This window comes from Leptotrichia sp. oral taxon 221 (genome assembly GCF_018128245.1).
Taxonomy (GTDB): Bacteria; Fusobacteriota; Fusobacteriia; order Fusobacteriales; family Leptotrichiaceae; genus JABCPH02.
In genome coordinates this window covers 1,630,897-1,651,311 of record NZ_CP072378.1, presented here as the reverse complement: position 1 = coordinate 1,651,311, position 20,415 = coordinate 1,630,897, and the positions used below count along the sequence as shown (strand labels likewise).

The window sequence follows — 20,415 nt, the reverse complement described above, 5'->3', positions numbered from 1 at the left end:
AAAAATTTATGAAAATAAAAATAAAACCAAGTACATTAAATGGAAAAATAGAAATACCACCGTCAAAAAGTTATTCGCATAGAGCGGTAATTGCAGCGGCATTAGCCGAAAGTGAGAAGAAGTCGATGATTGATAATTTAAAGTTTTCTGTGGATATTACTACAACAACGGATATTATGGAAAATTGGGGAGCGAAAATTAAAAGATTTGAGAGTGCTCTTGAGATTGTTGGGAATGATGGGAAAGTTGTTCCGAAGGATAAGTTTGTGCAATGTAATGAGTCGGGATCGACTATTAGGTTTTTGATTCCTGTTGGGATTACGAGTGAGAATGAATTGATTTTTGATGGGAAAGGGAAACTTGTGGATAGACCGCTGGCTTCGTACTATAAGATTTTTGAGGAGCAAGGGTTAAAATATAAGACGACTGGTGGGAAATTGCCACTTACGGTTAATGGAAAATTGAAGGCTGGGAATTATGAGATTGACGGAAATATTAGTTCGCAGTTTATTACTGGGCTTTTGTATGCTTTGCCACTTCTTGATGGGGATTCTAAGCTGATTATTAATAAAAATTTGGAGTCGAAGGGATATATTGATTTGACGCTGGAAATTTTGCAGTTGGCTGGGATTGAGATAAAAAATAATGATTATAAATCATTTGAAATAAAAGGTAATCAGAGTTATAAGCCTTTTGATTATACTGTTGAAGGTGATTATTCGCAAGTGGCGTTTTGGATTGTTGCGGGGATAATTTCAGCGAATTGTGATAATGAAGTGAAATGTTTGCATGTGAATAAAAATTCGTTGCAAGGAGATAGGGAAATTATTGAGATTGTTACTAGAATGGGTGCAAATCTTGAGATTTTTGATGATTATGTGATTGTGAAGCCATCTAAAACAAAAGGAACTGTGATTGATATTTCTCAATGTCCTGATATTGCACCGATTTTGACTGTGCTTGCTGCATTGAGTGAAGGGGAGACTCGGATTATTAATGGGGAAAGACTTAGAATTAAGGAGTCAGATAGAATTATTTCAATAAAAACTGAGCTTAATAAACTTGGTGCGAATGTGGCTGAGAAAGGGGATAGCTTGATTATTCAAGGTGTACAAGGATTTACTGGTGGAGTTATGGTGAGTGCTTGGAATGACCATAGAATTGCGATGTCTTTGGCAGTTGCGTCGTCTCGATGTGAAAAAGAAATTATTTTGGAAGAAGCTGAAAGTGTAAGAAAATCTTATCCACATTTTTGGGATGACTTTGTGAAAATGGGTGGAGAGATTGAAATTGTTGAGAAGTAAAAAATTACAAATTAATTAAGAAAATCTTTTATTTTTTATATAAAGTTTGTTTATACAAATAATATTGAATAAATGAAAGAAAGAAGGAAGGAAAGTTTATGAAATTAGATTGTAAAAAGAAAATATATTTTGGAATGATGGCTTTATTTTTGACAGGAATGGCATTTAGTACAGTTTCTTTTGCAAAAACTGTGAATAAAAGTAAAATTATAAAATCGGTTTCGGCTGATAATGCGATTGTTGATGTCAAATCTTATGGTTTTGTTGATTTAGAAGGCGCTAAAACTTCGGCAATTATTGTTGAGTATAATCAGAATATTAAAGCTGATTCTGTAAATAAAAATGATTATGAAATTACAGATTATGCGATTTACAGCGAGAAAAAAGATGGTTTTGAGAAGACTGTGGAAATTGATAGGGATAATACAAAAGGGAATGAAGGACAAATCACAAAAGTTTATGTTAACGATAAGCCAGAAATTTCTAAAAATGGTGGTACTAAAGAAGGAAAATATGTAATTATTGAAGTGAATACAGATTATATGCTTACTGGACAAAATTTATCCTATACAAGTACAATGATGGCTGGTGTGAAACAAATTGGAGAAGTTGTTGGTAAGAATGGAAAAATTGCTGCTGGAACGAGGGAAATTTCAAATTATACTTTGGAAGATAAAACACAAACTAGACCAACAGGTGAAACAGTTAAGCAAACTGTTATTAAAGCAGATAAAAATAAAATTATTTTGCCAGAGTTTGACAAAAATAGTGGGTGGAAAATAAATTATATTGGAAATGGTGGATTTAAAGCAACTAAGGCGTATAGTGAATATACTGGGAAATATGAGAATTTTGAGTTACCTTATGCAATTTATGTTCCAAATAAAGAGGTTTTAGAAAAGAATAAAGGAAATATCTCGGTTGTACTTCATATGGAACACGCAGGAGCAAATGACATTGATCCAATGGCTTCGCTTACTTCTACAAAAGCGGCTACAAAAATGGCAAGTAAAGAACTTCAAGAGAAAAATCCAGCAATAATCATTGTTCCACAAGTTGAAGAAAGTCGTCGTTCTACAAATGATGTTGTTTCTTCAAGTGAAGCAAATACAGCAATTTGGGAACTTCTGGATTCTGTTTTGAAGGAATATAAAGGATATATTAATGAAAGCCGTATTTATGGAACTGGTCAGTCTATGGGAGGAATGCTTCTTTTAGATATGGCAGCACAAAGAGATAATTTTTTTGCGGGAGTGGCTATTTTAGGATCTCAATGGTCTAATAATTATAATAAAGATTTTCAAAATAATGGTGCAGCAGCTCGTTCTCCACAAAATGATCCAATTAGTTTTAATGGATTTGGGCTTGATAAAAAAAATTATCAGAATTGGTATTACATGATTTCTGATGATAATGTATTAGTCCATACAGCTGCAGATGATTTGATGGCAACAAGTTTGTGGAAAACAATTCAGGAATATTTTAAGGCTGCAGGAATTAAAATTTCACACAACGAATGGGATCCTTATCTTTCTGTTGAAGAGCAAAATAAAATTGATAAAAAAATGACAACTCATGATAATACAAAACCAGGTACAGGAATTAACTGGGGAGAATTTAGCAAGGGATCGCATATGTCAACTTGGAAATATGGGTATCAAATAGATTATCCTTTTGAGTGGCTATTTGAGCAAAGACGGGAAACTGCTCAAGCTCGTGGAAAAGTGGAACAGTTAAAAAATAAATGGCTTGGTCGTGATAAAAATGGAAATATTAAAAAAGGATCTGGGACTGCTGAGTTGAACACAGCTCAATATACGCCTAATGGAAAAAGTGATATTTACACAGAAGATTGGAAACCTTATGTTATTGTAAGTAAATTGATAAGTGATATTCCAAATGCAGAAAAAATAGTATTGAATAATAGAACTGGTGAAAAATACACGAAAAAATCATATCTAGAAATGGTTCATAAATTGTATAATTTACTTTCAAAAGAGGATAAAAAGAAAGTTACAAATTATGATGAATTGGTAAAAGCAGAAAAATAGAATTTTAAATTTAAAAAAGAGAAGGAGCTAGAAAATGGGAGCAAATTTTGGAAAAAATTATAGAATTTCATTGTTTGGAGAATCGCATGGAACGGCATTGGGAGTGAATATTGACGGAATTCCAGCGGGAACTGAACTAGATTTAGAATTTATCTCGCAGGAAATGAAAAGAAGAGCACCTGGAAGATCAAAATTGACAACGCCTAGAGTGGAAAAAGATGAATTTGAGATTTTGAGTGGATTTTTTGATGGAAGAACGACTGGAACGCCACTTGCGATGATTGTTAGAAATAGGGATCAGAGATCAAAGGATTATAGTGAACTTAGAAGAAAACCAAGACCAGGACATGCTGATTGGAGTGGATTTAATCGATATGATGGGTTTAATGATATTCGTGGAAGTGGGCATTTTTCAGGGAGAATAACGACTTCGATTGTATTTGCTGGTGCGATTGCGAAACAGATTTTGAAAAGTCAAGGAATTTTGATTGGAGCTCATATAAAATCACTTTATGATATTGAAGAAAGAGATTTTGTGGAAAGTGATATTACTCAAGAGAATATTGATAAATTACGTGGAATGATTTTGCCGACTTTGGAAGATGGAATAGCTCAAAAGATGGAAAATGCGATAATGAAAGCTAGAGAAGAAGAAAATTCTTTGGGTGGAATTGTGGAAGTGATGATTACAGGGTTGAAACCTGGGATTGGAGATCCGTTTTTTGAATCGATTGAGAGTGAAATTTCAAGAATGATTTTTTCTGTTCCAGCTACGAAAGGTATTGAATTTGGAGCAGGATTTGGAATTGCTAAAATGACTGGATATGAAGCGAATGACGAGATGTATTTTGATGAAAATGGGAATATAAAATCGTATACGAATAATAATGGAGGAATTGTTGGAGGAATTTCGACTGGGATGCCGATTAGCTTTAAAGTTGCGATAAAACCAACGCCTTCGATTTCAAAGGAACAAAAAACAGTGAATTTAGAAACAAAAAAATCAGATATTTTGGAAGTGAAAGGTCGACATGATCCAGTGATTGTACCAAGAGCGATTGTTGTATTGGAATGTGCGACTGCTATTGTGATTTTGGATAGACTTTTGGAAGCTAAGAAATATAGATTGTAAAATTTTTGATAAAATTTTTGAAAAAATATTGACTAAAAGGAAAATATAATGTATATTTATAGATAAATGATTTTTTTTATTAATAATTTTGAAAGGAAGTGGAAAAGTGGCGAAAAGTTACGAAGAGATAGCTAAAGAAGTAGTAGAAGCTGTCGGTGGAAAAGAAAATATTGCATCATTTGCACATTGTGCAACAAGACTTAGAATAATGGTAAATGATGAGAGTAAAATTGACAAAGAGAGAGTTGATGAAATTGAAAAAGTAAAAGGGACTATGTTTAATTCAGGTCAATATCAAATTATCTTTGGAACAGGAACTGTAAATAAAGTTTATGAGGCAGTTCAAGGACTTGGAGGAGTTAGTGAGTCTTCAGTATCTGATATGAAAAAAGAGGCTGCAAAACAAGGAAATATTATTCAAAGAATTTCGAGAACATTTGGAGATATCTTTGTGCCAATTATACCAGTGTTGGTTGCGACAGGTCTATTTATGGGACTTCGTGGATTATTAACAAATGAAAATTTATTGAAATTATTAGGGACAACGCCAAAGAGCATAAATCCTAACTTCTTAATGTATACACAAGTATTAACAGATACTGCATTTATTATTTTGCCAGCATTAGTTGCTTGGTCAGCATTTAAAGTGTTTGGTGGATCACCTGTATTGGGGATCGTGTTAGGTTCAATGTTAATCAGTAGTTCATTGCCAAATGCTTATCAAGTGGCATCAGGAGATGCACATCCAATAATGTTCTTCAATTTCATTCCAGTAGTTGGATATCAAGGAACAGTTTTACCAGCGTTATTTGTGGGAATGATTGGAGCAAAATTAGAACAAAGATTGAGAAAAGTTATACCAGATGCGTTAGATTTATTATTAACACCATTTTTAGTATTCTTAATCATGAGTACATTGGGATTATTTGTAATAGGACCAATTTTCCATTCATTAGAAAATTATATTTTGATTGGAACAGAATGGATTTTAAAATTACCTTTTGGAATAGCAGGAATTATAATTGGAGGATTACAACAATTAATCGTAGTTACAGGAGTTCACCATATATTTAACTTCTTGGAAATCCAATTACTTGCAAAAGATGGATTCAACCAATTTAATCCATTGTTATCAGCAGCTGTTGCAGGGCAATTTGGAGCAGTTTTAGCAGTTGGAGTTAAAACAAAAGATAAAAAATTAAAAGCATTGGCATTACCATCAGCATTGTCAGCAGCATTAGGAATTACAGAACCAGCAATTTATGGGGTAAACTTGATCAAAGGTAAAGGTAAACCGTTCTTAATGGGATTAGCAGGGGGAGCTGCAGGAGGATTCTTGGCATCAGTTTTTGGATTGAAAGCATCAGGAATGGCAGTAACAGTAATACCTGGAATCTTATTATTCTTAAACGCTCAATTACCATTGTACTTAGTTTCTATAATCGTAGGTGCTGGAGTAAGTTTTGCGTTAACATATACATTTGTAAAATTAGAAAAATAATAGAAATAATAAATTTAAGTAGGGGTTTTGTACTCCTGCTTTTTTTAAATTTTGTATAATTTGTATAAGATGTATAGATAATAAAGATTTAGAGAGTGTTCTGAATTTGTGTAAATTTATGATATACTAAACTAGTAATATAAGGATTTTCTAGTTTATTTACACAAAAAATTTACACTCTCATATCATCTTGCAACGTATATTATATTTTGGGTTCACATAAAATTTTGGACACTCTCTAAAAAACTAATTTTTAAGAATATATTCCTTAACTTTTTCAATCAATTCTTCTTTAGAATTTTCAATATTCCCTTCTAAAAGTTCATTTAATAAATATTTTTTCACTTTCTGAATTTCTTTATTATAAATTCCAAGTTCCATTAAGTCGTAACCGTTGATATTTAAAGAATTTATCGTAGGAACTTTCATGTTTTCCACAATATGATAAAAAGTTTTCCACAAATTATTATTTCTGTCATTTTCGTGACCTTTTCCACCATCATCAGAAATTGCTAAATCAATTAATCTTTTAGTATTTAATTCACCGTAGTTGCTAATCAATATTTTTATTGTTTTTTCACTTTGGCTATTATGTAATTTCATATGATTTTTTACAATTGTGTAGACATCATCTCTTATGTTGTTTGATTGACCAAGTCTAGACATAATTCGTTTTGCAATGGAAGCTCCAATAATTTCATGCTTGTAAAAATGAAAATATCCAGTTTTTTCATCAACAGTTTTTGCTTCAGGTTTTCCAATGTCGTGAAGAAGTGCACTCCAACGTGTTGTTAATTCAGGACTCACACCATCAAGTACATTCATGCTATGTTCCCAAAGTGTAAATTTGTGATACGGATTATTCTGATCAAAATCATAAATCACTTTTAACTCAGGTAAAACATAATCGAGAACCTTTAATTCTTTCATTTTTTCAAAACTTTTAACAGCATATTTTCCAACAATTAATTTATTTAATTCATTTGTAATTCGTTCTTGAGAAATTTTTTCTAACACATGAATATTTTCTTTTATTGCAATTTCTGTATTTTTCTCAAAATCAAATCCCAACTGACTCATAAATCTAAAAGCTCTCATCAGTCGAAGTCCATCTTCTTGCAACCGTTTTTTCGGTTTCCCAACAAATCGAATAATCTTATTTTTAATATCTTCTTGTCCGTTAAAAATATCAATAAGTCCATCCTTTTCATTAAATGCCATCGCATTAAATGTAAAATCCCTTCGCAATAAATCATCTTCAATATCGTTCACAAACTCAACAGAATCTGGTCTTCTCCCATCACTCCCAATATCTGTTCTAAATTTTGCAATCTCAAAATTTTCATCTTCATAATGAATTATCAAAATTCCAAAAGCTTTTCCAACTTCCTTTGTCGGATAATCAGAAAATATTTTTTTTATATCATTATATTCCATATTTGTTGCAATGTCGATATCTTTTGGAGTTTTACCTAAAAGAACATCTCGTAAACAGCCTCCAACAAAATACCCTTTATTCCCATTCGAATTTAATTTTTCTAAAATTTTTGTTGCTTTCTCATCAAAAGTATAATTTTCTAATTTCATTTTTCACCTCAATTTTTAAAAACTTTTTTATATTATACTATTTTTTGTGAAAAAAATCATAGAATTTTTTCTAGCTATTGAAATACGCACTAGAATAATGTAAAATGATATTAAGAAAAAAATGAAAAGGGAAATCAGAGAGAGACGAAATGGGAAAAATAAAAATTTTAGATGAGAGTGTTTCAAATATAATTGCAGCAGGGGAAGTTGTTGAAAATCCAGCTTCTATGATAAAAGAAATGATTGAAAATTCGTTGGATGCGAATGCAACTATGATAAAAATAGAAGTTTTTAAGGGTGGACTTGATGTAAAAGTGAGTGATAATGGCGTTGGAATGGATAAAGACGACACATTGCTTTCGATAGAAAGACATGCAACTTCAAAAATCGTAACAAAAGACGATGTTTTTAACTTGAAAACATACGGATTTAGAGGAGAAGCACTTGCCTCAATAGCAGCAGTTTCAAAATTAACAATAACAACGAAAACAGCAAGTAGTCCAATTGGGTACAAAATTCGTAGTTATGGTGGCGTAGTTAGAGGATTTGAAGAGATTTCAAAAAATGTTGGGACAGAAATTGAAATAAGAGATTTGTTTTATAATACACCAGCTCGAAAAAAATTTTTGAGAAAACAGTCGACAGAGTATGCTAAAATTCGAGATATTGTTTTAAGGGAAGCGCTTGTGAATAGTGATGTTGCTATTTCACTTGAATTAGACGGAAAGCCAAGCATAAAAACAAGTGGAAAAGGAATAGAAAATGCAATTCTTGAATTATTTGGAAAATCAGTTTTACGAAATTTAACAAAATTTAAGTACGGATATTTGGGAAATGTGGAAATTTTGCGAAGTAGTAAAGACTATATTTTTACTTATGTGAATAAAAGATATGTGAAATCTGCAACTATTGAAAGAGCAATTTTAGATGGTTATTATACAAAATTAATGAAGGGAAAATATCCTTTTGCAATAATATTTTTTGATATAAATCCAAATGAAATCGATGTTAACGTGCATCCATCAAAAAAAATTGTGAAATTTTCTAATGATAAAATTGTTTATCGGCAAATAAAAGATGAAATTGATGAATTTTTTTATTATAATGACAGGGAAAATTGGCAGCCGAATATTGATTTATCGGAGAAATCTAATAAAAATACGGAAAATGTGGTAACGGATGATTTATTTGATGATAAGATGGGTAAAAAATTTATTAGTTTTGAGACATACGATGGTAAAGTTGATAATAATGAGAATTTGGTAGAGGAAAATTCTAGAGAAGAAAAAAAATCGTATAATGAAAATAGAAATGAAAATAACTCTCAGAGAATAGATCAGAGTAATTTTTCTACAAGCAATTCAGAAAATTCGATAAAAAATGAAGAAGAAGGAAATCGTAAAGTAACTGAAAATGCTAACAATAGCGATATTCTTGAAAACATTATGAATCAATTGAATAACAAAAAAAATAAAGTGGAAAATTCTGAGAATAATAGAAATTTCGCAAAAAAATCAGTTATTGAAAATGATTCAGAAAATAAAATTTTTGAAAATTTGGATAATAGAAATATTGAGAAAAAAACAGATATTGTATTGTTTAATGAAGATAAAAAAAGTGTTTCTGATAAAACAGGGTATAAAATTGGAACATTTGAAAAGCATGTAGGAGAGCAGATAGAATATGATGTGCTAGGACAGATTTTTGATACATATATTTTGGTAAAGAGGGACAACGAACTTGAAATTTATGATCAACACATTATTCATGAACGAATACTTTATGAAGAATTAAAAGATAAATTTTATAACAAAAAGATTGAATCACAACGGCTTTTATTGCCACAAAAAATGGAAGTTACTGAAAGTGAAAAAGAAATAATTTTTGAAAATATTGAAATTTTTAATGATTTTGGATTTGAAATCGATGAATTTTCAGATCAAGAGATTATTTTTCGAGCTATTCCAGCTTTTGATTTTAGAGATTCAATTCAAAATGTATTTTTAAAACTTTTAGAAGATATAAAAAATGAGGCGGAAATAAAGGATTTGCGTGAAAATATAATTATTTCAATGTCATGCAAAGGAGCGGTAAAAGCAGGACAAAAATTAGATTTATACGAAATGCAAAATATGGTCAGAAGACTTCATGAAGTTGGAAAATACACTTGTCCGCACGGTCGACCAATTATTGTAAAACTAACGAGAAATGATTTAGATAAAATGTTTGGACGAAAAAAATAAAAAGGATAAAAGCCGAATTTGGGAGCGGTTAAAAAACTCTCAAGAAAATAATTGACAATAAGGGAAAAATATGGTAAAGATTAATATAGTATGTATTGGAAAAGTGAAAGATAAATACATACGAGATGGAATTGAAGAATTTTCAAAAAGACTTTCACGTTATGCAAATTTTAGTATCGTTGAATTAAGCGAAGAAGACGATAATAAAGGGATTGAGAGTGCAATCTCAAAAGAGACAGAAAGAATAATAAATGTCATTAATAAAAAAAGTCAATCATATAATATTTTGTTGGACTTAAAGGGAAAACAAAAAAGTTCTGAAGAAATGGCAGAATTATTAGAAAAAATAACAATTCAAAAAAGTGAAATTAATTTTATAATAGGTGGTTCTAACGGAGTCGGAGATGAATTGCGAAGAATAGTTGATTTTAGATTAAATTTTTCATTATTTACATTTCCACATCAGTTAATGAGATTAATTTTAGCAGAACAAATTTATAGATGGATTTCGATTAATAATAATATAAAATATCATAAATAATGGAGGGAGAAGCATGTATTCAGTAGGCGAAGAATTTGAAAAAGTAATTGATGATGAAATGGAATATTTTACATGTTTAGCAAATATTACAGTTGGGGATAAGGAGTATTTGATTTGCGAAAATGAATCAGGAGTAAAAAGAGTTTTTTATTATGATGTGAGTGAAGAAGAATTAGTAACATTGGATGAAGATGAAGAAGATCACATATTAGAAATATGGGACGAAGATTATTATGGTACTGATAAGGATTATATGTACTGGAACGAGGATTTCGGAGAATATGATAAGGTAAAAGATGAAACAAATCTTGAAGACTTAGGTGTAGAACCATTTAATGACTTAGATGATGATGATATTGCTGATTTTTCTAGTGACAAAGATGAAGAAGATTTGGATGACTTTTTGAATGAGTTTTTAGAGTAAAAAGGAGAAAAATTTTTAATGAAAATAAAAATATCAAGTATTGATAAATTTGAGCAAAAATATGATAAAATATTTGACATAGCACAAACAAATCATTTAGACGGAAAAAATGAGTATCATTACAACGATGAATTTGGAAAATGTAGAATTATAGAACATTCTGATTTTCTAGAGATTTATCGAGTTGGAAAAATAAACTCAAAACAAGTTTTTAAATTGGATAAAAAAACGTCATTTTCATATATAACAAAAGAATTTAAAGGGAAATATGAGATAATAACAAAAAAAATATTTAAAGAAAATGGAAAAATTATGTTAGAATATGATATAATGGATAGAAATGAATTAATTAATACAATAAAATTGGAAATAAATTTGTTTGTTTAAATGAAATAATTATAAGAAAGGAAAAGTGATGAGTAATCAAAATAATCAAACGCCAAATGATAATGGTATAATAAAAGAAAAATTGAAAAAAGTAGAAGAATTGAAAGAAATGGGAATCGAGCCTTATGGAAGACATTATGATAAGGTAGACGATATTTCAGAAATTAATAAGTATGACGAAACTTGCGAAAAAGTATTCAAAACAGCAGGAAGAATTGTTGCATTTAGAAGAATGGGTAAAAATGGATTTGGGAAAATTCAAGATCCAACTGGACAAATTCAATATTATGTAAAAAAAGATGAAGTTGGAGAAGACGAATATGAAATTTATAAAAAATTAGGAATGGGAGATTTCATTGGTATTGAAGGAACATTATTTAGAACAAAAACTGGAGAATTAACTTTAAGAGCAAAATCTTTTGAAGTTTTATCAAAAAATGTAAGACCACTACCAGAAAAATTCCATGGATTAACAAATATTGAAACTAGATACAGACAAAGATACGTTGACTTGGTAATGAATAGAGAAGTTATGGAAACTATGAAAAAAAGATTCCAAGTTATTAGATTTTTTAGAAGCTATTTAGAAAAAAAAGGATTTACGGAAGTTGAAACTCCAATGATGCACCCAATCGCAGGTGGAGCAACTGCAAGACCATTTGTTACGCACCACAATGCATTAGATATGGAATTATTCTTAAGAATCGCACCTGAATTATACTTAAAAAGATTATTAGTTGGTGGATTTGAAAAAGTATTTGAAATTAATAGAAGTTTTAGAAATGAAGGAATTTCTGTAAAACATAACCCTGAATTTACAATGATGGAATTGTACCAAGCATATGCTGATTTTAATGATATGATGGACTTGACAGAAGACTTAATTTCTAGCTTGACTTTCGAGTTACATGGAAAATATGAAATTGAATATGAAGATAAAACTATTAATTTAGCTAAACCTTGGAGAAGAGTAACAATGAAAGAAGCTGTAAAAGAAGCAACTGGATTTGATTTTGATTCAATTTCAAGTGATGAAGAAGCTATTGAAAAAGCGAAAGAATTTGGAATTCCTTTAGAAAAAGATAAAACATATACAAAATTTGGAATTTTAAATTTATTCTTTGAAGAAAAAGTGGAAGAAACATTGATTAATCCAACATTCATAACAGAATATCCAAAAGAAATTTCTCCACTTTCAAAAAATCAAAAAGGTGAAACTGAATGGGTTGACAGATTTGAATTATTCATTTCAGGAAGAGAATTTGCAAACGCATATTCAGAATTAAACGATCCAAGAGATCAAAAAGAAAGATTCGAAGAACAAGTTAAATTGAAAGAAGCAGGAGACGATGAAGCACAAGGAATGGATTTAGATTACATTAGAGCCTTAGAATACGGAATGCCACCTGCAGGAGGATTAGGAATTGGAATTGATAGATTAGTTATGTTACAAACTAATTCAGCATCAATCAGAGACGTAATCTTGTTCCCAACATTAAGAAAAGAAGACATTGAATTATAATTTTTTAAATAAATTTATTAATCAAAAAATAAAAGATAATCATGAAATTAGTCGTGAAAATCTAGAAAAATAGGCAATCTCAGAATTAGAGAGTGTCTATTTTTTTTATTTAAAAAAATGAGAAAAAATTAAAAGTTCTCATTTTTCTTTAATCTTTATATGATACTATTATAATGTAACAAAGGAACAGCAATTACAAATACAAAAATGCAAAGGAGGATTATAAAAAATAAATTCTTAAAAGTAGCATTGTTAGGTTGTTTGGTATTAGGTTCTTTGAGCTTTGCTGGAAGTAAAGATTATAAAAAATCAAATTTCAGCCATAAAAAAAGTTCTTATAAAAGATCAAAAATAACCCCAACAAGAGCTAAACAAATAGCATTAGCAAAAGTTCCAGGTGCAACATTGAGAAATATTAAAGATTTTTATTTTGATGAAGATTCTTATGAAGGAGAAATTCATTATAGAGGTTACACTTATGAATTTGAAATCGATGCGTATACTGGAAGAATCACAGATTGGGACGTAGATAGAGATTAGGAAATAAAGAGTTTTATGAAGAAAAGGTCGTGCATATGAGGGTAGGAGCTTATATGCAAAAAAAGGAGTTTGGTTATAAAAGGTAAGATTTTATGAAAATCTAAAAGTTTGTGAGGAAAAAAGTTAAAGGTCAAAAAAGGAGTAAAGGTCATGTATACGAGGGTAGGAGCTTGTGTGCAAAAAATGAAGTTACAAAGTTAAAAAGGATAGGGTTTTTGGTCGAATCCGAATCATGAAGAAAAAAGTTCACTAAAATTAAGTCGATATCGTTAAAAAGTTTTTAAGTGTATAATTGCTGTAGAAGAAAAAAGGTTGTTTGTAATAGTTATATAAGTAAAAAGGTCAAGTCTAAAGAGATTTAGATAGTTTATGAAGAAAAAGGTCATTATGTATAGAAAAAGGGGAAGTTAGTACATAGAGGTTTCACTTTAAAGGAGCAAATAAGAAAAAAGGTAAGAAGAAAGATAGTATTAAGAGAAGTTATTTTGTAAGTTATGTCTTGCAAAAGACTTCTTTTTTTATTTGAAAATCAGATGTTGAGAAAAATGTGTAAAATAAAAAAGGATGGTAAAATTACCACCCTAAATTCTTTAAAATTATTTTTCTCTATAATATTTTTCTAAACCGTTAACAATTCCAGAAACCATTTTATCTTGGTATTCTTTTGTTGACATTTTTCTGTCTTCAGCTGGATTTGACATAAATCCTAATTCAATTAAAGTTGTTGGTATTTTTGACCAGTTTGTACCAGTTAAGTCGTCTCTATAAGAAATTCCTCTATTTTGGGCACCAGTGGTTTTTAAATATTCTGCTAAAATGTCTTTTGATAATTTTTCACTTGCTTTTTGAACCGCAGGTGAAAGATATCTATTTTTAGCCGATGCAGTTAATACAGAAACACCACTAATAGAAGAGTTATTTATACCATCAGCATGGATTCTAACATAAGAATCACAACCTGAATCATTGGCTTTTTCGGCTCTTTCCTTGTTACTGATATTCACTTCATTTTTATCTCTAATCATTGTTATCTTGTAACCTTTTGCTTGTAAAGCATCTCTCAATTTTAATCCAACTTCTAAAGTCAATTGATATTCATTTTTTCTAGTTGCAACTCCTTGAGCTCCAGACGAAACTTTTGGTTTTCTAGTAGAAGAACCAGGAGCAACAGGCTCTAATTGGCTATTTCCTCTCAATTGGTGTCCAGGATCAATACAAACGTGTTTTGATGCTGATACAGTATCTGCGTGTGCTGGTGTTGTGACAACTGAAGTTGAAAATAGAGTAGTCAAAAACATGATTGACGCAGATAAATGTTTAATAATTAAATTTAACATAATTCATAATCTCCTTTCTTTTTACAATCTCGATTTTATCATAAATAACGTGAGATATCAAATAAAATTTATGTGATTTTATTGAGTTTATTCAGTGAGAAAATTGTATTAAAATATTTGTAGAAATAAAAAATAATTTTAAGAAAATTTTGTTGAAAATATGATTGACAATAGGTGAAAAATAATGTATAATCAAACATATAAACAATTATTCATATGTTTGGAATTAAAATTTAAAAATGATGATTGTATAATAAAATGCAACAAATTTTAAAATAAAATAGAACTCATGACAATAATGAAAAATAATTTATCTTATTTAGAATATGTTTTAGGCTGTGAGGTAGTTTTATGAAATTAGATTTTTGGAAGGAGAGAGAATGAAAAAAATACCGATATGTGAAATAGAAGCGATTCATCAAGATACTGTTGAAATGGTAAAGGAAAAATTGCCACAAGAAGAGATTTTGTATGATTTGGGAGATTTTTTTAAAATTTTGGGGGATACAACTCGGATAAAAATATTGAGTGCGTTGTATCAGTCGGAAATGTGTGTATGTGATATAGCGATTACCTTGGGGATGACTCAGTCGGCAATTTCGCATCAGTTGAGGGTTTTGAAACAGGGGAGGCTTGTGAAATATAGAAAAGAAGGGAAGGTTGTTTATTATTCGTTGGATGATGAGCATGTGATTCATATAATTGAGCAAGGATTGACGCATATTGGAGAGAAAAGATAGTAAAAATTTTGTGATTTATTGAGAGAAAATAAAAGTAAAATTAGAGTTGGAGTGATGAAATTATGGCTAAAGAGACGATTTTATCAATAGTTGGATTAGATTGTCCGAATTGTGCTGCAAAAGTGGAACGAAAAATTGGCGAAATGCCAGAAATAATAGAAGCAACTATAGATTTTTTGGGAGAAAAGTTATTTATTACGACAGAAGAAGAAAATAGAAATTCTTTGATAGAAAAAATTCAAGAGGTTGTGGATAAAGTTGAAGAAGGTGTTATTGTTTCTGAAAGAAAGATTCGTGGAATGCAACATTCTCATAAACATGAAGAGCATTGTTGTTGTTCAGGAGCTTGTGGAATGAGTGAAAATGCAGGAGAACATGTACATTCTCGTAGTCATAGTCACAGCCACTCAGAAGAGGACAATATCAAGAAAAAAGTTACAAAATTTGTGATTGGTGGAATTATTTTTGCAGGTGCAATATTGGCGCCATTACCGAATTTTATGAAAATTATTTTGTATTTGGTTAGTTATTTAATTATTGGTGGCGAAGTTGTGTTGACTGCGATACGAAATATAAAAAGAGGGGAAGTTTTTGATGAAAACTTTTTGATGACGGTTGCGACAGTTGGTGCTTTTGCGATAAAAGAATATCCTGAAGCCGTTGCAGTAATGTTATTTTATATGGTTGGAGAATTATTTCAAGATGTGGCTGTGGGAAATTCTAGAAAATCAATTACTGCTTTGATGGATATTAGACCTGATTATGCGAATGTGAAAATTGGAGATGAAATAAAGAAAGTTTCGCCTGAAACTGTGGGTGTTGGTGATTTGATAGTGGTTAAGCCAGGGGAAAAAGTACCGTTGGATGGAGAAATTGTAGAAGGAAATTCAACTTTTGATACATCGGCATTGACTGGAGAATCGTTACCAAAAGAAGTAATGGTTGGAGAAAATGTGTTGAGTGGATTTATTAATAAAACTGGATTAATAACTGTAAAAGTTACAAAAAATTTCTCTGAATCAACAGTTTCAAAGATTTTAGATTTAGTTCAAAATGCAAGTGGAAAAAAATCAAAAACAGAGAATTTTATAACAAAATTTGCAAGATATTACACACCAGCAGTTGTAATCGTAGCATTGATTTTAGCAATAATTCCGCCTGTTTTATTGCAACAACCATTCTCTAATTGGGTTTACAGAGCGTTGACATTCTTGGTAGTTTCATGTCCGTGTGCGTTAGTTATTTCGGTTCCGTTAGGATTTTTTGGTGGAATTGGAGGAGCTTCAAAACATGGAATTTTAGTAAAAGGTGCTAATTATTTGGAAGCATTGACAAAAATTGATACGGTTGTAATGGATAAAACAGGAACATTGACAAAAGGTATTTTCAAGGTTACTGAAATTAATATGAAAAATAATCAAAATATAGGAACTGCAGGGAAAAATGAACTTTTGAAATATACAGCTTATGCAGAAAGTTTTTCAAATCATCCGATTGCACAGTCGATTGTGAAAGAATACGAAGAAATGGGTAATTCGATTGATAAATCGAAAGTTGAGAAATTTGAGGAATTGTCTGGTTATGGATTAAAAGTGAGAGTCGATGGAAAAGATATTTTGGCTGGGAATGCGAAATTAATGGATTTGGAAAAAATTTCTATTGAAAATGAAGAAAAATTAGGAACAGTAGTTTATGTGGCAATAGATGGAAAATATGCAGGAAATATCGTGATTGCTGATGAAATAAAAGAAGATTCTGAAAGTGCTATTTTTGGAATGAAAAAGCAAGGAATTAAAAATATTGTAATGTTGACTGGAGATAATAAGAAAATTGGTGAAAATGTTGCGAAAAAATTGGGAATAACAAAAGTTTTTTCTGAATTGTTACCGACACAAAAAGTGGAAAAATTGGAAGAAATAATGATTGAAAATGGGAAAAATGCTGGAAAAGTGTTGTTTGTAGGAGATGGAATAAATGATGCACCAGTTTTGGCTAGAGCAGATGTTGGAGTTGCAATGGGAGGAGTTGGCTCTGATGCGGCAATAGAAGCAGCTGACGTTGTAATAATGAATGACGAACCTTCAAAAATTGTAACAGCAATAGAAATTGCAAAAAAAACGAAAACAATAGTTTGGCAAAATATCATATTTGCATTAGCAGTAAAGGGAATTATTTTAATTATGGGAGCATTAGGATTTGCTACAATGTGGGAAGCTGTATTCGGTGATGTTGGAGTAGCTTTAATAGCGATATTGAATTCTATGAGAACTATGTATTTTTTTAAAAAATAGTTTGATTTAAAATAGTAAAAGGGCTAGATTAAAAATTTAATTATTTTAAGCTAGTCCTTTTGTCATTTTAATAACTATAGTTGTTTATTAAATCTCTGTATTGTGACAGTGTTTTACTTATCCCATTATCTATAGAGAAGTGTCTTATTTCAGCTAATTCTTGTTCTGAAAACCCTCTTTCTAACAATACAGTTTTAGCACTACCAAATTCAACGATGCTAATATTTTGAGAACCTTTCAAATACAGTTCTATCAATCTTCTTGTAGAATAATTACGTTCCCTATACTTATCAGCTTTTTCATTTATTTTTTCTTGTTTTTCATCCAAATATTTTTTTCCCTTTTGAAGAATATCCAATAATCCCATTTTAGAGGCTCCTTTCTAAATTTAATTTTTAAAAATTAAAATTAAGATTAGAATGAATAAAATAATCCATCCTAAAGGGGTAGAGAGTAACAGTTTTAATAAAATTAAAAAAAATTTTAAAAAACCGTATATGCCAATTATCAAAAATTCTAATGCACCCATAGTTTACACCTCATAATAATCGATTATTGATCGAAATATTTAACAATATTTCCACTAATTATTTTGTAATTATAATATGATGGATTATGAGTAATCAATATTTTAGTTTTAATTACGATTTCTTGTAAATCTAAAGATTCAAAAATAATTTTTCCCAAAGAACAATCTTTGATACCGTATTTATAAGGATAAGTATTTAAAATTTTTCCATATTTTAAATAATTACTCATTTATTACCCCATTTTTACCCAAATATGATTTCCAGAACTTGTATCTGGACAATTTCCACCTGTACGTCCTAATGGTACAGAAGGAGATGTAACTATTTTTCCACATCTAGTACATTGCCATTTTGTTACAGCCATTTTGGTACCTCCTTTCTTACCTTTTATCACTAATATTTTATCTTTTTTTTTTTTTTGATTATAAAAAACTTTGTTTAATCTTTAAAGTTGGAAAATGATAATTTGTATAAAATATAGTTTTAGAAATGTAATAGGATATTTAAAAGAGGTTAGTTATTTTATAAATAAGGGAATCTATAAATTATATAGTCTTAAATAGTTTTGGGAAATATAAAAAGATAAGTATTAAATATAATATTACTTTTAAAATTTAAATAAAAAATTGAAATCTAACTTCACATACGATATAATGAAAATATAGATTAATATTCATTTATTTAAGGAGGAGAAGTGTCTTGGCTGAAACGATTTTAGAGGAAGTGAAAGAGATACGATTGTTAAAGACGAAACGGGAGAGAATTATTTTGATTTTGTGTTCGCTTGTGACGGGGATTGTGACGGGGGTTGTTGTTGCGACGTATCGGATATTGCTTGATAAGATTTCGATTTTTAGAAATAATTTTAATGAGAATATGAATTTTGGGAAATTTTTGATTGGGTTGTTGGTTTTTATTTTGATTGGGGTTATTGTGCAGTTTATGTTGAGTAAGAATCCTTTAATTGGGGGGAGTGGGATTCCACAGGTTAGTGCGTTTTTACAAAGAAAGTTGAAATTTAGGTGGTTTCCAGAGTTGTTTTGTAAGTTTTGGGGTGGAGTTTTAGCAATTGGAGCTGGGATGTCGATGGGAAGAGAAGGGCCTTCGATTCATTTGGGAGCTCTGATTGGTGAAGGAATTGACAGGCTTTTGAAAAGAAAGGAAGTTGAGAATAAATATTTGGTGACGGCTGGGGCTAGTGCTGGATTGGCAGCGGCTTTTAATGCACCATTGGCTGGAGCAATATTTGCTTTGGAGGAATTGCATAAATTTTTTTCACCGTTGATGTTAATTTGTGTACTTGTAGCTAGTGGTGGTTCGGGAATGATGTTACGGAAAATAATTGGATCTGGAGTTACATTTGAGTATAATTTTCATTTGCCGACAGAAACTTCTCAAATGAAGGTTTTTGTAATAACAGCTATATTTTGCTTAATTTTAGCACTTGGTGGAAAATGTTTTAATACGTATTTGATATATTTTCAGGATAAATATAAAGGGATAAAACTTAATAAATATGTGAAAATTTCGTTGTTTATGGTGTTGGCGTTTTTGATTTCGATTTTTTTCAAGGATATAACAGGTGGTGGACACGAGTTAATTGAAAAAATGTTTGATGCGAGATTGCCGATAAAAATATTGGCGATTGTATTGGTTGCAAAATTTTTGTATACGATGATTTGTTATGGTACGGGATTTCCTGGAGGAATTTTTTTGCCGATGCTTGTAATTGGTGCGTTAGTTGGGAAAATATATGGTACGATTTTAGTAATATATTTTGGGATTCCGCAAGAGTTTGTAGTTCATTTTATGCTATTGGGAATGGCTGGATATTTGACAGCATCAGTAAAAGCTCCGATTACGGGAGTGGTTTTAATAATGGAAATGACTGGGAATTTTTCGTATTTGTTTATGTTGATAATTGTTTCAACAGGAACATATATTTTGACAGAATTGCTTTCAATGGAGCCAATTTATGAGATTTTACTTGAAAGATTGATTTCAGGGAAAAAGGATGCGAATGAAAAAGTACCGTTGGAATCGAGAATTGTTACAATTTTGATTCATGTTGGGATTGATTCAGAATTTGATAATAAAAAGGTGAAGGATTTGAAATTGCCGAAAAAGGTTTTGATAGTTGGGATTCGTTCGGGTGGAAAAGAGTTTATACCAAATGGAGAAACAGTTGTTAAAAGTGGGGATCAATTAGTGATTATGACTGATCATGAGACGGCGAAAAAATATTCACATGAGTTGAAAGAGCGTGGAATGAAAATGAAATAAAA

18 protein-coding genes are annotated in these 20,415 nt (G+C 30.4%); 13 read left to right on the top strand and 5 right to left on the bottom strand.

The genetic code is table 11. The annotated features are described in order from the left end of the window. The first annotated feature begins 8 nt into the window (after positions 1-8). The 4 genes from aroA (at position 9) to J4863_RS07370 (ending at position 5,988) form a co-directional block, all read left to right on the top strand. Positions 9-1,304 carry a 3-phosphoshikimate 1-carboxyvinyltransferase gene (gene aroA, locus J4863_RS07385; protein ID WP_211618123.1) on the top strand — a complete coding sequence of 432 codons (1,296 nt, stop codon included), beginning with the start codon at positions 9-11 and terminating at the stop codon, positions 1,302-1,304. Between the two features lie 98 nt (positions 1,305-1,402). Continuing rightward, positions 1,403-3,355 carry a peptidase gene (locus J4863_RS07380; RefSeq protein WP_211618122.1) on the top strand — a complete coding sequence of 651 codons (1,953 nt, stop codon included), beginning with the start codon at positions 1,403-1,405 and terminating at the stop codon, positions 3,353-3,355. Positions 3,356-3,389: 34 nt separating this feature from the next. Beyond that, positions 3,390-4,487: a chorismate synthase gene (aroC, locus tag J4863_RS07375; protein ID WP_211618121.1), complete on the top strand. Its 1,098-nt coding sequence runs from the start codon at positions 3,390-3,392 to the stop codon at positions 4,485-4,487. A gap of 106 nt (positions 4,488-4,593) precedes the next feature. Beyond that, entirely contained in the window at positions 4,594-5,988 is a 1,395-nt protein-coding gene (locus tag J4863_RS07370; protein WP_211618120.1) for a sucrose-specific PTS transporter subunit IIBC, read from the top strand. 246 nt (positions 5,989-6,234) lie between these two features. Here the strand turns inward: J4863_RS07370 and J4863_RS07365 are convergent, their stop codons facing one another. Then, positions 6,235-7,575, bottom strand: a complete 1,341-nt coding sequence (locus J4863_RS07365; protein ID WP_211618119.1) for a CCA tRNA nucleotidyltransferase — start codon at positions 7,573-7,575, stop codon at positions 6,235-6,237. 149 nt (positions 7,576-7,724) lie between these two features. On the opposite strand from J4863_RS07365, the gene mutL reads away from it, so the two are divergent. The 6 genes from mutL to J4863_RS07335 all read left to right on the top strand — a co-directional run bounded on the left by mutL (position 7,725) and on the right by J4863_RS07335 (position 13,232). Beyond that, positions 7,725-9,818: a DNA mismatch repair endonuclease MutL gene (mutL, locus tag J4863_RS07360; RefSeq protein WP_211618118.1), complete on the top strand. Its 2,094-nt coding sequence runs from the start codon at positions 7,725-7,727 to the stop codon at positions 9,816-9,818. A gap of 70 nt (positions 9,819-9,888) precedes the next feature. Continuing rightward, positions 9,889-10,359, top strand: coding sequence for a 23S rRNA (pseudouridine(1915)-N(3))-methyltransferase RlmH (locus tag J4863_RS07355; RefSeq protein WP_211618117.1), 471 nt, complete (start codon positions 9,889-9,891; stop codon positions 10,357-10,359). Between the two features lie 13 nt (positions 10,360-10,372). Continuing rightward, positions 10,373-10,783 carry a hypothetical protein gene (locus tag J4863_RS07350; protein WP_211618116.1) on the top strand — a complete coding sequence of 137 codons (411 nt, stop codon included), beginning with the start codon at positions 10,373-10,375 and terminating at the stop codon, positions 10,781-10,783. Positions 10,784-10,801: 18 nt separating this feature from the next. After that, on the top strand, positions 10,802-11,170 hold the full coding sequence (locus tag J4863_RS07345) for a DUF1934 family protein (RefSeq protein ID WP_211618115.1): 369 nt from the start codon (positions 10,802-10,804) through the stop codon (positions 11,168-11,170). Between the two features lie 28 nt (positions 11,171-11,198). Further along, positions 11,199-12,692, top strand: a complete 1,494-nt coding sequence (lysS, locus tag J4863_RS07340; RefSeq protein ID WP_211618114.1) for a lysine--tRNA ligase — start codon at positions 11,199-11,201, stop codon at positions 12,690-12,692. A gap of 207 nt (positions 12,693-12,899) precedes the next feature. Further along, the gene (locus J4863_RS07335) at positions 12,900-13,232 is read left to right on the top strand and encodes a PepSY domain-containing protein (RefSeq protein WP_249111500.1); all 333 of its coding nucleotides are present in this window, start codon (positions 12,900-12,902) and stop codon (positions 13,230-13,232) included. Positions 13,233-13,828: 596 nt separating this feature from the next. On the opposite strand, the gene J4863_RS07330 is transcribed toward J4863_RS07335, so the two are convergent. Beyond that, a complete protein-coding gene (locus J4863_RS07330; protein WP_249111499.1) occupies positions 13,829-14,569 on the bottom strand; it encodes an N-acetylmuramoyl-L-alanine amidase in 741 nt (246 codons plus the stop codon). 380 nt (positions 14,570-14,949) lie between these two features. Between J4863_RS07330 and J4863_RS07325 the strand changes: the two genes are divergently transcribed. Both J4863_RS07325 and J4863_RS07320 read left to right on the top strand, forming a co-directional pair. Then, a complete protein-coding gene (locus tag J4863_RS07325) occupies positions 14,950-15,309 on the top strand; it encodes a metalloregulator ArsR/SmtB family transcription factor (protein WP_211618113.1) in 360 nt (119 codons plus the stop codon). A gap of 62 nt (positions 15,310-15,371) precedes the next feature. Next, positions 15,372-17,600, top strand: a complete 2,229-nt coding sequence (locus J4863_RS07320; RefSeq protein ID WP_211618112.1) for a heavy metal translocating P-type ATPase — start codon at positions 15,372-15,374, stop codon at positions 17,598-17,600. Positions 17,601-17,667: 67 nt separating this feature from the next. Here J4863_RS07320 and J4863_RS07315 read toward each other — a convergent pair whose 3' ends face one another. The 3 genes from J4863_RS07315 to J4863_RS09495 form a co-directional block, all read right to left on the bottom strand. Further along, positions 17,668-17,967 carry a hypothetical protein gene (locus tag J4863_RS07315; RefSeq protein WP_211618111.1) on the bottom strand — a complete coding sequence of 100 codons (300 nt, stop codon included), beginning with the start codon at positions 17,965-17,967 and terminating at the stop codon, positions 17,668-17,670. A 185-nt stretch (positions 17,968-18,152) separates the two neighbouring features. After that, entirely contained in the window at positions 18,153-18,359 is a 207-nt protein-coding gene (locus J4863_RS07310; protein WP_211618110.1) for a hypothetical protein, read from the bottom strand. A gap of 3 nt (positions 18,360-18,362) precedes the next feature. Beyond that, entirely contained in the window at positions 18,363-18,494 is a 132-nt protein-coding gene (locus tag J4863_RS09495; RefSeq protein WP_256438995.1) for a hypothetical protein, read from the bottom strand. Positions 18,495-18,829: 335 nt separating this feature from the next. Here J4863_RS09495 and J4863_RS07305 point away from each other — a divergent pair, with 335 nt between their 5' ends. Continuing rightward, positions 18,830-20,413, top strand: a complete 1,584-nt coding sequence (locus tag J4863_RS07305; protein WP_211618109.1) for a ClC family H(+)/Cl(-) exchange transporter — start codon at positions 18,830-18,832, stop codon at positions 20,411-20,413. Positions 20,414-20,415 lie beyond the last annotated feature (2 nt).

Excerpts from the sequence above, each read along its gene's own strand:
- J4863_RS07325 (WP_211618113.1), top strand. The coding sequence starts at position 14,950 with ATGAAAAAAATACCGATATGTGAAATAGAAGCGATTCATCAAGATACT.
- J4863_RS07350 (WP_211618116.1), top strand. The coding sequence starts at position 10,373 with ATGTATTCAGTAGGCGAAGAATTTGAAAAAGTAATTGATGATGAAATG.
- J4863_RS07365 (WP_211618119.1), bottom strand. The coding sequence starts at position 7,575 with ATGAAATTAGAAAATTATACTTTTGATGAGAAAGCAACAAAAATTTTA.
- J4863_RS07315 (WP_211618111.1), bottom strand. The coding sequence starts at position 17,967 with ATGGGATTATTGGATATTCTTCAAAAGGGAAAAAAATATTTGGATGAA.
- mutL (WP_211618118.1), top strand. The coding sequence starts at position 7,725 with ATGGGAAAAATAAAAATTTTAGATGAGAGTGTTTCAAATATAATTGCA.
- J4863_RS07345 (WP_211618115.1), top strand. The coding sequence starts at position 10,802 with ATGAAAATAAAAATATCAAGTATTGATAAATTTGAGCAAAAATATGAT.
- J4863_RS07335 (WP_249111500.1), top strand. The coding sequence starts at position 12,900 with ATGCAAAGGAGGATTATAAAAAATAAATTCTTAAAAGTAGCATTGTTA.
- J4863_RS07320 (WP_211618112.1), top strand. The coding sequence starts at position 15,372 with ATGGCTAAAGAGACGATTTTATCAATAGTTGGATTAGATTGTCCGAAT.
- J4863_RS09495 (WP_256438995.1), bottom strand. The coding sequence starts at position 18,494 with ATGGCTGTAACAAAATGGCAATGTACTAGATGTGGAAAAATAGTTACA.
- aroC (WP_211618121.1), top strand. The coding sequence starts at position 3,390 with ATGGGAGCAAATTTTGGAAAAAATTATAGAATTTCATTGTTTGGAGAA.
- J4863_RS07310 (WP_211618110.1), bottom strand. The coding sequence starts at position 18,359 with ATGAGTAATTATTTAAAATATGGAAAAATTTTAAATACTTATCCTTAT.
- lysS (WP_211618114.1), top strand. The coding sequence starts at position 11,199 with ATGAGTAATCAAAATAATCAAACGCCAAATGATAATGGTATAATAAAA.
- J4863_RS07380 (WP_211618122.1), top strand. The coding sequence starts at position 1,403 with ATGAAATTAGATTGTAAAAAGAAAATATATTTTGGAATGATGGCTTTA.
- aroA (WP_211618123.1), top strand. The coding sequence starts at position 9 with ATGAAAATAAAAATAAAACCAAGTACATTAAATGGAAAAATAGAAATA.
- J4863_RS07330 (WP_249111499.1), bottom strand. The coding sequence starts at position 14,569 with ATGTTAAATTTAATTATTAAACATTTATCTGCGTCAATCATGTTTTTG.
- J4863_RS07355 (WP_211618117.1), top strand. The coding sequence starts at position 9,889 with ATGGTAAAGATTAATATAGTATGTATTGGAAAAGTGAAAGATAAATAC.